The organism is Gilliamella sp. B2824, from assembly GCF_026536245.1.
Taxonomy (GTDB): domain Bacteria; phylum Pseudomonadota; class Gammaproteobacteria; order Enterobacterales; family Orbaceae; genus Gilliamella.
On the sequence record NZ_JAFNON010000002.1, the window covers coordinates 127,019 to 141,702 of the forward strand.

The following is a 14,684-nucleotide window of genomic DNA, read 5'->3' on the forward strand; positions in this document are numbered from 1 at the left end:
TCAGTCCTCTTTAATTCAATTATTTTCAACAATAATGATTAATTGATAAATAAAAAAGCCTGAAAATAATCTCAGGCTTTTTATATGCTCACATTGTATTATTTTCAACAATAATCAAAATTGATTATTGTTTAGCTTCAATGTTATCACCCACTAAATCCAAATGAATGGTTTTACCTGGCACAAGTTTACCAGATAGGATTTGTTGTGCTAATGGGTTTTCAATCTCTTGTTGAATTGCACGTTTTAATGGTCTTGCACCATAAATTGGGTCAAAACCAACTTTAGCAAGTTGCTCTAACGCTGCATCAGAGATATCCAATTGATAACCGCGTTCATCCAAACGTTTTTCCACATTAGCCAATTGAATTCTAGCTATCGCTTTGATATTTTCTTGACCAAGTGGATGGAATACCACTGTTTCATCAATACGATTGATAAATTCTGGTCTAAAGTGTTTTGTTACAACAGTCATTACTAATGCTTTCATTTCGTCATAACTTAATTCAACATGACCTTGTATCAAATCTGAACCTAAGTTAGATGTCATAATAATCACTGTGTTTCGGAAATCAACAGTGCGTCCTTGCCCATCGGTTAAGCGTCCATCATCTAATACTTGTAATAAAATATTAAAGACATCCGGATGCGCTTTTTCGACTTCATCCAATAAAATGACAGAATAAGGACGACGTCTTACCGCTTCGGTCAAATAACCGCCCTCTTCATATCCTACATATCCCGGAGGTGCGCCAATTAAACGTGCCACAGAGTGTTTTTCCATAAACTCGGACATATCAATTCTGACCATGGCATCTTCACTATCAAACATAAAGTTAGCTAATGATTTACAAAGCTCAGTTTTACCTACCCCAGTTGGTCCTAAGAATAAAAAAGATCCAATTGGTTTATTCGGGTCAGAAAGTCCTGCTCGGCTACGACGAATTGCATTCGCTACCGCAACAACGGCTTCGTCTTGACCAATCACGCGTTTATGTAGTGCATCTTCCATATGCAGTAATTTATCTTTCTCACTTTCAAGCATCCTTGAAACAGGAATACCCGTTGATTTAGAAAGCACTTCAGCAATTTCATTATCGGTAACTTTATTACGCAATAACTTCATGGTTTTGCCTTCTAGCTGTGTTGCCGATGCCAATTTCTTTTCCAGTTCAGGGATCTTGCCGTATTGTAACTCAGACATTTTATTAAGATCACCAGCTCGGCGCGCTTGTTCTATTTCAGTACGTGCTTTTTCCAACTCAGCTTTGATTGTCTGAGTACCCGAAACAGCAGCCTTCTCTGACTTCCACTCTTCTTCAAGTGACGCATACTCTTTTTCTTTCTCAGCAAGTTCATCGTTTAGCATCTCAAGTCGTTTTTTACTTGCATCATCAGACTCTTTCTTAAGCGCTTGTTGCTCAAGTTTAAGCTGAATAATACGGCGTTCAAGTCGATCTAATGATTCCGGTTTTGAATCCATTTGCATACGAATACTGGATGCAGCTTCATCAATTAAATCGATCGCTTTATCTGGAAGCATACGATCGGAAATATAACGATGTGATAATGTAGCTGCTGCCACAATTGCTGGATCTGTAATTTGTACATGGTGATGCAATTCATAACGTTCTTTCAAACCACGCAATATAGCAATAGTATCTTCAACAGTTGGTTCAGCCACGTAGACTTTTTGGAATCGACGCTCTAAAGCGGGATCTTTTTCAATATATTGACGATACTCATCTAAGGTAGTCGCACCAACGCAATGTAATTCACCGCGGGCTAATGCTGGTTTTAACATATTACCTGCATCCATTGCACCATCGCTTTTACCTGCACCAACCATGGTATGAATTTCATCAATGAATAAAATGATGCGCCCTTCTTCTTTGGCTAAATCTTTTAAAACGGCTTTTAAACGTTCTTCAAATTCACCACGGTATTTGGCACCCGCAATTAATGCGCCCATATCTAAAGACAACACACGTTTATTACGTAAACCTTCAGGTACTTCACGGTTTACAATGCGCTGTGCAAGTCCTTCGACAATAGCGGTTTTACCCACGCCAGGTTCACCGATTAACACCGGGTTATTTTTAGTACGACGCTGTAATACTTGAATTGTACGACGGATTTCTTCATCGCGCCCAATCACAGGGTCGAGTTTGCCTTGTTCAGCACGCTCGGTTAAATCGATAGTATATTTTTTCAACGCACCGCGTTGATCTTCTGCACTGGCATCGTTCACGTTATCACTTCCTCTTATTTGACTGACGGCCTGATTTAATCTGTCTTTTGTAACACCGGATTTTTTAAGAATATCACCTAAACTGCCTTTTTCTTCTAAAGCAGCTAATATAAATAGTTCTGACGAAATATAACTATCGCCATTTTTTTGCGCTAATTTGTCACAAAGATTTAATACACGAACAAACTCTTGTGAAGGCAATACTTCACCACCCACACCTTGTACTTGTGGCAATCGATCAATTGCTTGGGTTAATTCTTGTTGCAAAGCAGCAACATTCGCTCCCGCTGCTGCCAATAATGGTTTGACACTGCTACCTTCCTGATTAAGCATTGCTGATAACACATGTACCGGCTCTATATATTGATTATCTTTACCTAATGCTAATGATTGTGCATCAGCTAAAGCTTGTTGAAACTTGTTAGTGAGTTTATCTAACCTCATATTATTCTCTCCTGAGCAATAAATTTGGTATAAATGCATAAAACATTTAAACCATTTGCATGATCACTAAATAAGTGTGGAAGAGTAAATTTCAAGAGCTACAAAAAAATTTTTTTATATGATTAAAATCAAAGTAAAAGTTAAAAATCATGAAATTACTTTCGAATAAAAATAACCTCATTCACCGCCAGTTGCGAGCTAAGAAAACACTAAAAAAATTGAGTAATAAACGTTAATATTATTCGTTTAGCTGGCTAGATTTGGTCTTAAAATTTGTTGATTAGCTGTACCATTACAGCCGCATCAATTTTCATGAATTATTACTATCATAAAATAATTCAAAATGTATAGAAAGGAATAATCATCATTAAGCAAAGCGAGATTAAAATCTATGCGACTTGATACATCTTCGCCAATTAACCAAATAGACAAAACACCACAATCGTTCGATACATCAATTATTGATACGACAACATAAAGCTAACCTCAATTCTAAAATAGAATTTTATGTACTGATGTATGAGCGCTTTAATTTTAACCCAAGTATAATTTAGCGCTATTTTTTATAAAGTTTGACGAGATTTGGCAATTAATTTTAAATTGCCCAACAAAATGTTGGGGCATCTATATTGCTAATATTATTTAAGTTACTTACCTAATATAAAAAATATAATCATTACCATGTTTATTCAAAATAATGATTTTAAATGACAAAACACTAGGAATATTTTATATTAGCTTCCCCAATGTTGTTAGATTATCTAACCGTGGTTCGTAACCCATCCCACGAAAAAAAACTAGGATTTAACATGTTTAAAATAGCTAAAGAGTTTCAATTTGATGCTTGTCATATGTTAGATGGGCATAATAAAAAATGTCACAACCTTCATGGCCATACTTATAAATTATTGGTTGAGATTAGTGGTAACCTTATTGCCGATGGTTCAAGTGCTGATATGGTGATGGATTACGCAGATCTAAAGGCAACAGTCACGCAACATATTGTTGATCCACTCGATCACGCTTACCTTTATAATCAAAACAATGAAAATGAGTGTCGCATCGCGGCTTTATTACACGAAATGAATCGAAAAACTTTTGCTTTTCCTTGTCGGACGACAGCCGAAGCAATGAGTAAATTTATTTTTGATTGTTTGTCACAGTACCTACCCGTTTCGATGATTAAATTATGGGAAACACCCACTTCTTATTGTGAATATCATCGGGGCGAAAAATGACAGAGTTTCGCATTGTTGAAATCTTCGAATCTCTACAGGGCGAAGGTTATAATACAGGCATGCCAGCTATTTTTATTCGCTTTGCTGGTTGCAATTTAAATTGCCAGTGGTGTGATACCAATTTCCGTCAATTTACACGATATACGTTAGCGGACATATTAGCTAAAGTAAAAAGTTACCAAAGTAAAAATATTATTATTACTGGTGGCGAACCAACAATGGTAAAAGCATTAGCCGAATTGTTAGCACCACTTAAGCAAGCTAATTATTTTATTGCAATTGAAAGTAATGGTTTAGGTAAAGTCGATTCATTAATCGATTATATTGCCTTAAGCCCGAAGTTCTGTTATCAAACACGCTATCAAAAAATTGTTCAATCCACCGCAGATGAAGTGCGAATTGTGGCAGAAAACCACCCTGAATTTTTACCTTTTTGCCGCTATATTGAAAAACATATCAAAGCCAAACGTTACTATCTATCACCTTGTGAAAAAAATGGTGAATTTAACATGTTTGAAACCATTGAATTACTCGGCAAAATAAATCAACAGCGTAGCGAGAATAAATGGTTACTTAGTATTCAAACTCATAAATTTGCAAATATCGAATGATGAATGAATTATTTTTAATTATTTAACTCAATGAAATAAATGTAGTATTGCTTGAGTTTTCAGTATTGATTAAAAAACTTTGTTACAAAAGATTTCGATAGCATCGAATGCATTTTGCACGCAACGACTAACGACTGAGTCAGCAAGTTTTCTATTAAAACTTTGTCGATTTTTTTATCCAATGTGTGATTTGCCCTGGCTGTATGTGCTAAAACGGTTGCTGCTAATGAGCACACTTAAACGTCATCCTATTTAAAAAAATAAGGCAAATAGTTTACGCTCATCGCCAATCTTGTTTAAAAAAAGCTAAAAGCAATTGGGCTTTCGGTAATCATAAAAACATCTTCAGATTTGAAATTCTGTTGTAATTGTTATCGTGTTTTTGGCTGAGGATTATCAAATTTCATCTATCTAGTTAATACCTTATTATTATAATTTTTCAGAATGTTGCCGCTTTTGAAAAACTGGGATGGTTATGGATTTTCAAACCAAATCATCGATGCCATTCTACCGGTTCTGTTTTCACGACGATAAGAGAAGAATAAATCCTGTTCAGTAAAAGTGCAGAAATTACCACCAAAAATCTTATTTATTCCCATGGCAGTTAATCTTTGTCTGGCGATTAAATAGAGGTCAGCAAGGTATTTTTGTTCTGTTTGGTTAATCAATGTAAAAGCCTGTTCAGCTTGAGGATCAATTGCTTCAAATTGTGCTTTCACTTCACCGCCTACTTCGAATTTTTTTGCACTAATAGCCGGTCCCATCCAAGCGAGGATTTGATTTTTAGGACATGAAAACTTTTTAATAGTTTGTTCTAAAATTCCATTGCAAAGTCCACGCCAACCAGCATGAGCCGCTGCAACTTCATCGCCATTAACCGAGCAAAACAGTACTGGCATACAATCAGCTGTCAACACCACGCTTACCTGCTTAGCCTGCCGAGTATACGACGCATCAGCTTCAAATCTATCATTAGCAATCATGCCGATAGCCGGTTGCAATTCCACTTCAGTAATATCTAATGCAACTGTACTATGCGTTTGATTTAACCAATAAGGTTCACTGGGAATCTGTTCTGCTTTGATTAATCGCCGACAATTTTCCGCAACATGATCTAAATCATCACCAGTGCGACTGCCCAAATTTAAACTTTCAAAAGGCGCTAGGCTTACCCCACCCTTTCGAGTGGTGGTAAATGCCCGTATGTTTTTCGGGGCTGGCCAATAAGGAGAAATCGATTTAATCATGATGCTCACCTCACCAATCTAATTCATCTTTATGTTGTTGGGTATCGTCTTGAAGCGCTACAATTAACTTTTCCATATCCTCTGGGATAGGTGCATGCCATTCCATCTGCTCCCCAGTAATAGGATGAAATAGCCGTAACATAGCAGCATGTAAGGCTTGTCTATCAAAATCGCGTAAAGTTTGTATAAATGATTCGCTTGCACCTTTTGGTGGTCTTGGTCGTCCACCATATAGAGGATCACCAACTAGTGGATGAGCAATATGAGCCATATGCACACGTATTTGGTGTGTGCGTCCCGTCTCGAGTCTTAAACGTAAGCGCGTATGGAGCCGATATTTTTCCATTACCCGATAGTGAGTAACAGCGGGTTTACCCGTTGGAAATACCGCCATGTGTGTTCGTTTTGTTGGATGACGTGTAATCGGCTCATCAATCGTCCCACCTGCGGTAATAATGCCCATGGCAACGGCTTCATATTCCCGCGTAATTTCACGTAATTGCAACGATTCAACTAAATGTGTTTGTGCAATGATTGTTTTGGCAACGACCATTAAACCGGTGGTATCTTTATCTAAGCGATGGACAATACCGGCGCGCGGAACTCGTGCTATTTCTGGATAATGATAGAGTAATGCATTTAATACGGTACCATTAGGATTGCCCGCACCAGGATGGACAACTAAATCACGCGGTTTATTAATAACTAAAATATCATCATCTTCATAAACAATATTCAATTTGATATTTTCAGGTTGATGATATGTTTCTTGCTCAATTTCTGCACTAATGGTAATTTTTTCGCCGCCTAATACTTTTTCTTTAGGCTTATTAACAATAATACCGTTGACTGTCACTTTATTATTCACAATCCACTCTTTTATTCTTGAACGTGAATAATCAGGAAAAAGCTCGGATAACGCTTGATCTAAACGCATTCCGAGTTGTGTTTGTTCTATTTCTGTTGATAATTTTAACTCGAGCATATGTAATTTATCTATTTTAAGCTGATATGTTTTAGAGTATTATATACTATTCATAGACTTTAATGTTTATTTATATTTTGGATTGAGAACTGAATGAAACTACGTTTACACTCTTTGTTAGCAATTGCTTTAAGTGGCATGTTAATTGGCTGCACAACAACAAAGCCTGATGTTGAAAATGTATCAGAATTAGAACTCCACAACAAAGCTCAAACCGAGCTAGAAAGTGGTAACATAAAATCCAGTATCACTATATTAGAGGCAATGGATAAAAATTATCCATTTGGTCCTTATTCACAACAAGTGCAACTTGATTTAATTTATGCTTATTATAAATCTGCTAATTTCCCATTAGTTATCGCGTCGGTTGACCGATTTTTAAAATTAAACCCGACTCATCCTAATATCGATTGGGTTATTTATATGCGTGGTTTAGCCAATATGGCTCAAGACAACAATATGATCCAAGGTTGGTTCAATGTTGATCGTTCAGACCGAGATCCTGACTTTGCTACCGCTGCTTTTAAAGATTTTACTTATCTGGTTTCAAGTTTTCCAACCAGTATTTACGCCGCTGATGCACAAAAACGTTTGGTATTTTTGAAAAATAGACTGTCAAGATACCAACTTAAAATAGCGGAATATTATACTCAGCGCGGTGCTTATGTTGCGGTTATTAATCGTGTTAGCCAAATGATTGCGTTATTTCCGGATACGGATTCAACTAAACAAGGTCTACTGTTAATGCGCGATGCCTATAATGAACTAGGCTTGACTAATGAAACACAAAAAACCGATACGCTTATACAAGCAAATCTTGAAAACATGCCTAAAGAAGAACAGCGCTCATTTTTATCACGCTTAACCAGCGTATTTAATGGTAACTAAAGCCGTAAGAGGCGGGATAATTACCCGCCCATCACTAAGATTATCAGCTAGCAATTACTCTGTTTGTTAATCATTATTAATGAGTTGCCTAAATTATCCCCTTTAATAAATCTATTCATACATTCACATATCGTTTGTAAAACGTGACAATAACCAATACAATTAGCAAATTATTTTTATTAGCAATAATAGATAGGACATTAATTCGTCATGCAAGAACAATATCGCCCCGATGAGATTGAAGCCAAAGTTCAACAACATTGGCAAGAAAATAAAACATTCCATGTTACCGAAGATCCCTCAAAAGAAAAGTATTACTGCTTATCAATGTTACCTTACCCATCAGGGCGGTTACACCTTGGTCATGTTCGAAACTATACTATCGGTGATACTATTTCACGCTATCAACGTTTAAATGGCAAAAATGTTTTACAACCTATTGGTTGGGATGCTTTCGGTTTACCGGCAGAAGGTGCGGCAGTGAAAAATAACACTGCACCGGCTAAATGGACCTATGAAAATATTGCTTACATGAAAAAGCAACTACAGTTATTAGGGTTTGGTTATGATTGGGATCGCGAAGTGACAACCTGCCGTCCTGAATACTACAAATGGGAACAGTGGTTTTTTACTAAACTATTTGAAAAAGGTTTAGTCTATAAAAAAACATCCGCTGTTAACTGGTGTCCGAACGATCAGACCGTCCTTGCTAATGAACAGGTGGTTGAAGGTTGCTGTTGGCGCTGTAATACCCCCGTTGAACGCAAAGAGATCCCACAATGGTTTATTAAAATTACTAATTATGCCGAAGAGTTACTTAACGATTTAGATACATTAGAAAACTGGCCAGAACAAGTTAAAACCATGCAACGTAACTGGATTGGCCGCTCTGAAGGTGTAGAGTTTGATTTTGCGGTTGAAAACTATGCTGATAAGTTACGAGTTTATACTACGCGGCCAGATACATTAATGGGTGTGAGTTTTGTGTCTGTTGCGGCCGAACACCCACTAGCGCAATTAGCAGCCCAAAATAACACCAAAATTGCTGAATTTATTGCTGAATGCAAAAATACTAAAACTGCCGAAGCCGATATGGCGACCATGGAAAAGAAAGGCATGGCGACAGGATTTTTTGCTATTCATCCATTAACAGGCGATAAAGTTCCAGTTTGGATTGCTAATTTTGTTTTAATCGAATATGGAACCGGTGCAGTAATGGCAGTACCTGGCCATGATGAACGCGATTATGAGTTTGCAAGTAAATATAATTTGCCAATTAAACCGGTAATTTTAGATCAAGATGGCAATGCGCCGGATCTTTCCGAAAATGCGTATACTCAACATGGTATATTGTTTAATTCGGGTGAGTTTAATGGCCTTGATTTTGAACAAGCGTTTAATGCTATTGCCGATAAACTCATAGCGTTAGGTATTGGTGAACGTAAAGTTAATTACCGCCTACGTGATTGGGGGGTTTCTCGCCAACGTTATTGGGGTGCACCAATTCCAATGGTGACACTTGAAGATGGCACCACAATTCCTACACCAGAAGATCAGCTGCCAGTTATTTTACCAGAAAATGTTGAAATGAACGGTATTACCAGTCCAATTAAAGCCGATCCTAATTGGGCAAAAACCACGGTAAATGGACAACCAGCATTGCGTGAAACGGATACCTTTGATACGTTTATGGAATCATCTTGGTATTATGCTCGTTATACTTGCCCACATTATGACAAAGGCATGTTGGACGAAAAAGCTGCCAATTATTGGTTGCCAGTCGATCAATATGTAGGGGGTATTGAACATGCCATTATGCATTTACTTTATTTTAGATTCTTCCATAAGTTAATGCGTGATTTTGGTCTAGTATCATCAGATGAACCGGCTAAGCGTTTGCTTTGCCAAGGTATGGTGTTAGCTGATGCGTTTTATTATACCAGCCCAACCAATGAACGTATTTGGGTATCGCCAACTGAGGTCACAATCGAACGTGATGAAAAAGGTCGTATTGTGAAAGCGGTAGATAGCAAAGGTAATGAGCTGGTGCATGCCGGTATGACTAAAATGTCTAAATCAAAAAATAACGGTATTGATCCGCAAGAAATGGTCGAAAAATATGGCGCCGATACTGTACGTTTGTTTATGATGTTTGCCTCACCGGCTGAGATGACCCTTGAATGGCAAGAGTCTGGCGTTGAAGGTGCCAATCGCTTTATAAAACGTGTTTGGCGTTTAGTTTATGAACACGCACAAAAAGGCAGTGTGGATAAACTTGACGTTAATGCTTTAAATGCCGATCAAAAAGCATTAAGACGTGAATTACATAAGACAATTGCTAAGGTCAGTGATGATATTGGTCGTCGTCAAACCTTCAATACTGCTATCGCTGCGGTAATGGAGTTTATGAATCGTTTGCAAAAAGCACCACAAGAATCAGCACAAGACCATGCGCTTATGGATGAAGCTTTAAATGCGATTGTTCGTTTACTTTACCCAATGATGCCTCATGCTTGTTTTGTCATGTGGCAAGCTTTAGGTCATAGTGAAACAATTGATAATACAACATGGCCTATAGCTGAAGAGTCAGCCATGGTCGAAGATGAAAAACTGATTGTTGTGCAAATTAATGGTAAAGTACGTGGTAAGTTTACCGTTCCTGCTGATGCTGATCAAGATTTGGTATTGGCGCAAGCAAAACAAGAACCGAATATCCAAAAATACTTAGCGGACGTTACTATTCGTAAAGTTATTTATGTGCCGGGTAAATTATTAAATCTTGTTGTTGGTTGATACTGTTAAAATTAAAACATGGGTGGTAATACTTATGAAAAAATATATAGCCTTATTTATGCTAATGGCAGTATCACTGACGGGTTGTGGTTTTCATCTACAAAATGAAACTGAAATACCGGCACGATTTAAAACAATGGCTTATATCAGTTATGATCCTTATGGACAGCTTTCAAGAAATATTAAAGAGTTATTAAAGGATAATAAAGTTACATTAGCTAACAATGATGTATCACACAATTATCCCTCTTTAAATATTATAAGAGAGTCCATTGATCGTAGTACGATATCTATTTACCAAGATGGTAAGGCGGCGGAATATCAATTAGTCTTAAATGTTGACGCTCAAGTTATTGTTGCGAGTGAAAAGGTATACCCAATTAGTGTTCGTATTTTCCGTACATTTTTTGATAACCCAACAGCAGCACTTGCTAAAACAACCGAGCAAGATTTAATTGAAGATGAAATGTATAAACAAGCCGCTAAGCAAATTATTCGTAAATTGAAATCGGTTGATGCTGTTAATTAACTTTTTGACATGATTAAAATCAACGCAGACCAAATTACGACAAAATTAGGATCGCCCTATTATTTACTATTAGGCAACGATCCTTATTTACAATATTATAGCCAATCGCAGCTAAAAACCGCTTTTAAACAAGCTGGCTTTAATGAACAACTGACATTTAACATAGATAATCAAACTGATTGGCAGCCTATCTATGATAGTTGTCATGCAATGAATCTGTTTTCAACCAATACGCTTATTTTTTTAGATTTTGGTGAAAACACAATCAATGCAGCGGCGAGTTCAAAGCTGAATAGTTTAAGTGAAATACTCAATCCTGATATTGCATTAATTATCAGTTTAACCAAAATTACTAAAACTCAAGAAAATGCAGTTTGGTATAAAAAATTATCCGATAACTTAGTCGTCGTCAATTGTACTACGCCTGACACAGCTTTATTACCACAATGGATTAAAAATCATCTTCAACAAAAGCAAATAGTGGTTGAACCTGAAGCTATCGATCTTCTTTGTTATTATTACGAAGGAAATTTACTGGCATTAACGCAAATTATTGAACAATTAAAGTTATTATATACAAATCAAACAATAACTTATGATCAGGTTGAAAGTAATATTAATGATTCAGCCATATTTACCCCATATCACTGGATTGATGCAATGGTTGCTCACAAAACAAAGCGAGCAACCCACATTTTACAGCAATTAAAAATGAATGATTTTGAACCATTAATATTACTCCGAATTATTCAACGTGAGCTGATTTTGATCATCAATCTAAAAAAAGGCTTATCATCAAAACCGTTAAAACAAATTTTTGATGAATATAAAATTTGGCAAAATAAAAGAGCAATGTATACCAATTATTTAAATCGTAATGATATTAAAGATCTATTTTCAACGCTAGCTCTACTTACTGAAATCGAAATCAGCTTGAAACATGATAATCAACTACGAGTGTGGGATGCGCTATCGGCTTTAACAATGCAATTTATGGGATTAAATAAATGTTAACAGCATTGTTCGGCGGCACTTTTGATCCAATTCATTATGGGCATATTTACCCAGCAATTGCGCTCGCAAAAGAGGTTGGCTTAACGAAAATTAGTTTATTACCCAACCATATTCCCCCGCATAAACCGCAACCTGAGGCAACGATAGCACAGCGCCTAGCTATGTTAAATTTAGCCATAAGCGATATACCGTTATTTTCAATTGATACCAGAGAATTACTACCACAAAATTTAACCCGACCGTCCTACACTATCGAAACACTGCAACAGTGGCGTCACCAACATGGTGATCAGTCTGGTCTAGCCTTTATCATGGGACAAGATTCTTTAATAAATTTACCCACCTGGAAAGATTGGAAAATACTACTTAATTACTGTCATTTACTTATTTGTAGACGTCCAGGTTATACCGAAAAAACGACTGACAATGAACTTCAAGCGTTTATCACTCAACATCAAACAACCAATATTGACGATTTGCATGATTTTCCAGCTGGTTACATCTATTTTGCACATACCCCTTTAGAAAATATATCTGCGACAGAAATTCGACAAAATATTCATAATCAACAAAGTTGTAAAAATTTATTACCCCCCAAAGTATGGCGTTATATTTGTGAGCAAGGGCTTTATAATGCAAAGAAAAATTAGAAAGGTCTTTACTTCTGTCAGTTTTTTCGGCATTATTTTGCCGCTGTCTTTATATATTATAAATTCAGTGATTTTATAGCTTATACTCAATGTCAATTAATCTATATGCACAAAAGTCGATAACAGCAATTTTGAAAAAGTTTTTAGTTGTCACGTTATCCCCAGATGATATGGGAATAAATGGATGATGATATGAGTATATTTAATTTGTATTTATTAATAAGAGGCCCCAATGGCAAAAGAAGATAACATTGAAATGCAAGGTACCATACTTGATACTCTTCCAAACACGATGTTCCGTGTTGAACTTGAAAATGGTCATGTCGTTACTGCACATATTTCTGGTAAAATGCGCAAAAATTATATTCGTATTTTAACTGGTGATAAAGTTACCGTTGAAATGACACCTTACGATCTATCTAAAGCACGTATCATATTCCGTAGTCGCTAATATCGTTATCATCAGAATTGTTATTTAATCATTATTAAATCTAAAACGGTTTATTCTCTTTTTTAATAAAATTCCGTCGACTTGTGTCGACGGAAAAAAGAGCTTTAATACTATTATGCTAATTAATTTACTTGTGAAAAATCCATTTCTGAATAGTTAACCCATTTGGTCTTTTTCACAATTTTGTAGCCCAAATAGATTACCAAAAATAGTGGTAAACCGACATATGTTGCTATTACGCCATTCCAATCAATAGTATCTTGTAAGAATGCTTCATAATTTTGACCTAGTGTAATAATCAAACATAGGACAAAAGCAAATATTGGACCAAATGGAAAACAGCTTGAACGATAAGGTAACTTATTGATATCTAATCCTTGTGCAATATAACCTTTTCTAAAACGGTAGTGACTAATTGCAATACCAAGCCAAGCTATAAAACCTGTCATCCCAGACATATTAAGCAACCATAAATAAACTTCTTGATCTTTATACATCGAAGTTAAAAAACATAGCATAGCAATAATTGTTGTTGCGATAAGTGCAAATCTAGGTACCCCTGATGAAGATAGCCTTGAAAAGATTTTAGGGGCTTTCCCCTCTTTAGCCAATGCATAAAGCATCCGTGTTGAGGCATATAAACCGGAATTACCCGCCGATAATACCGATGTTAAAATAACCGCATTCATAATTGCCGCAGCGGATAATAGTCCTGCATGCTGAAAAACTAAGGTAAATGGGCTGACACTGATGTCGGTTTCTTCATTACGTAATAAATTTGGATCCGTATAAGGAATGATTAAGCTAATGACCAAAATAGCAAAAATATAAAACAGTAAAATTCGCCAAAAAACTTGCTTCATCGCTTTTGGAATATTTTTTTCTGGATCTTTTGACTCTCCAGCCGCTATGCCGATTAACTCCGTACCTTGGAATGAGAAGCCAACAACCATCGCAACCCCTATCATCGAGGAAAAACCACCAACGAAAGGAGCATCACCAATAGTCCAATTTTGCCAACCTGCATTTTCACTCCCCTTTAAAATGCCAACAATCATCAACAAACCAATCACAATAAACACGATAACAGTGACAACTTTAATTAATGAGAACCAAAACTCGGCTTCACCAAATCCTTTTACAGAAATATAGTTTAAACAAAAGATGATGCTTAAAAACAGCAAGCTCCAAAGCCAACTATAACTACCTGCATCAAACCAATAAGAGATAACAAGCTGAGCAGCAACTAAATCTACTGCAACAGTAATTGCCCAGTTATACCAATAATTCCATCCAATTGCGAAACCAAAAGCCTCATCAACATAACGAGCGCCATAAGTAGCAAAGGTTCCTGACACCGGCAAATACGCCGCTAGTTCACCAAGACTGGTCATTAAAAAGTACACCATAATACCAATGATAGCATACGAAAGTAATGCACCACCGGGACCCGCTTGAGCAACCGTTGCGCCTGAAGCAACAAAAAGCCCTGTACCAATTGAACCGCCAATAGCAATCATGGCTAAATGCCGAGATTTTAAGTCCCGTTTTAATTTATTATTCATAACAATATTCTTCTGTTT

General features: G+C 36.5%; 11 protein-coding genes, 1 pseudogene and 1 riboswitch. Of the genes and pseudogenes, 8 read left to right on the forward strand and 4 right to left on the reverse strand.

The window, feature by feature from the left end:
• Positions 1-124: 124 nt before the first annotated feature.
• Positions 125-2,695, reverse strand: a complete 2,571-nt coding sequence (clpB, locus tag J3U56_RS02575; protein WP_267343859.1) for an ATP-dependent chaperone ClpB — start codon at positions 2,693-2,695, stop codon at positions 125-127.
• A 761-nt stretch (positions 2,696-3,456) separates the two neighbouring features.
• Positions 3,457-3,502, forward strand: a riboswitch (PreQ1 riboswitch).
• Positions 3,503-3,504: 2 nt separating this feature from the next.
• Here clpB and queD point away from each other — a divergent pair.
• Both queD and J3U56_RS02585 read left to right on the forward strand, forming a co-directional pair.
• Complete coding sequence (queD, locus tag J3U56_RS02580) at positions 3,505-3,933, forward strand: 6-carboxytetrahydropterin synthase QueD (protein ID WP_267333068.1); 429 nt, start codon at positions 3,505-3,507, stop codon at positions 3,931-3,933.
• The gene (locus J3U56_RS02585; protein ID WP_267333069.1) at positions 3,930-4,544 is read left to right on the forward strand and encodes a 7-carboxy-7-deazaguanine synthase QueE; all 615 of its coding nucleotides are present in this window, start codon (positions 3,930-3,932) and stop codon (positions 4,542-4,544) included. Before queD ends, J3U56_RS02585 begins: the two co-directional genes overlap by 4 nt.
• A gap of 473 nt (positions 4,545-5,017) precedes the next feature.
• Here the strand turns inward: J3U56_RS02585 and pgeF are convergent, their stop codons facing one another.
• The gene (pgeF, locus tag J3U56_RS02590; RefSeq protein WP_416379558.1) at positions 5,018-5,788 is read right to left on the reverse strand and encodes a peptidoglycan editing factor PgeF; all 771 of its coding nucleotides are present in this window, start codon (positions 5,786-5,788) and stop codon (positions 5,018-5,020) included.
• Positions 5,789-5,801: 13 nt separating this feature from the next.
• Positions 5,802-6,776 carry a 23S rRNA pseudouridine(1911/1915/1917) synthase RluD gene (gene rluD / locus J3U56_RS02595; protein ID WP_267347947.1) on the reverse strand — a complete coding sequence of 325 codons (975 nt, stop codon included), beginning with the start codon at positions 6,774-6,776 and terminating at the stop codon, positions 5,802-5,804.
• Positions 6,777-6,869: 93 nt separating this feature from the next.
• On the opposite strand from rluD, the pseudogene bamD reads away from it, so the two are divergent.
• From bamD to infA, 6 genes and pseudogenes are all read left to right on the forward strand, one after another.
• A pseudogene (gene bamD, locus J3U56_RS02600) lies at positions 6,870-7,592 on the forward strand (outer membrane protein assembly factor BamD); the annotation flags it as partial.
• A 282-nt stretch (positions 7,593-7,874) separates the two neighbouring features.
• Positions 7,875-10,457 carry a leucine--tRNA ligase gene (gene leuS, locus J3U56_RS02605; protein WP_267333072.1) on the forward strand — a complete coding sequence of 861 codons (2,583 nt, stop codon included), beginning with the start codon at positions 7,875-7,877 and terminating at the stop codon, positions 10,455-10,457.
• Positions 10,458-10,491: 34 nt separating this feature from the next.
• Positions 10,492-10,986, forward strand: coding sequence for an LPS assembly lipoprotein LptE (lptE, locus tag J3U56_RS02610; RefSeq protein WP_065634558.1), 495 nt, complete (start codon positions 10,492-10,494; stop codon positions 10,984-10,986).
• Positions 10,987-10,995: 9 nt separating this feature from the next.
• Positions 10,996-12,000: a DNA polymerase III subunit delta gene (holA, locus tag J3U56_RS02615; RefSeq protein ID WP_267343855.1), complete on the forward strand. Its 1,005-nt coding sequence runs from the start codon at positions 10,996-10,998 to the stop codon at positions 11,998-12,000.
• A complete protein-coding gene (gene nadD, locus J3U56_RS02620; protein WP_267366603.1) occupies positions 11,994-12,650 on the forward strand; it encodes a nicotinate-nucleotide adenylyltransferase in 657 nt (218 codons plus the stop codon). The genes holA and nadD overlap by 7 nt, the downstream gene beginning before the upstream one ends.
• Positions 12,651-12,882: 232 nt before the next feature.
• Positions 12,883-13,101 (forward strand): translation initiation factor IF-1, encoded by a 219-nt coding sequence (gene infA / locus J3U56_RS02625; RefSeq protein ID WP_025315083.1) that lies wholly within the window; start codon positions 12,883-12,885, stop codon positions 13,099-13,101.
• Between the two features lie 122 nt (positions 13,102-13,223).
• Here the strand turns inward: infA and J3U56_RS02630 are convergent, their stop codons facing one another.
• Entirely contained in the window at positions 13,224-14,672 is a 1,449-nt protein-coding gene (locus J3U56_RS02630) for an amino acid permease (RefSeq protein WP_267366755.1), read from the reverse strand.
• Positions 14,673-14,684 lie beyond the last annotated feature (12 nt).

Coding starts and splice junctions, on each gene's coding strand:
- clpB (WP_267343859.1), bottom strand. CDS start 2,695: ATGAGGTTAGATAAACTCACTAACAAGTTTCAACAAGCTTTAGCTGAT.
- queD (WP_267333068.1), top strand. CDS start 3,505: ATGTTTAAAATAGCTAAAGAGTTTCAATTTGATGCTTGTCATATGTTA.
- J3U56_RS02585 (WP_267333069.1), top strand. CDS start 3,930: ATGACAGAGTTTCGCATTGTTGAAATCTTCGAATCTCTACAGGGCGAA.
- rluD (WP_267347947.1), bottom strand. CDS start 6,776: ATGCTCGAGTTAAAATTATCAACAGAAATAGAACAAACACAACTCGGA.
- leuS (WP_267333072.1), top strand. CDS start 7,875: ATGCAAGAACAATATCGCCCCGATGAGATTGAAGCCAAAGTTCAACAA.
- lptE (WP_065634558.1), top strand. CDS start 10,492: ATGAAAAAATATATAGCCTTATTTATGCTAATGGCAGTATCACTGACG.
- holA (WP_267343855.1), top strand. CDS start 10,996: ATGATTAAAATCAACGCAGACCAAATTACGACAAAATTAGGATCGCCC.
- nadD (WP_267366603.1), top strand. CDS start 11,994: ATGTTAACAGCATTGTTCGGCGGCACTTTTGATCCAATTCATTATGGG.
- infA (WP_025315083.1), top strand. CDS start 12,883: ATGGCAAAAGAAGATAACATTGAAATGCAAGGTACCATACTTGATACT.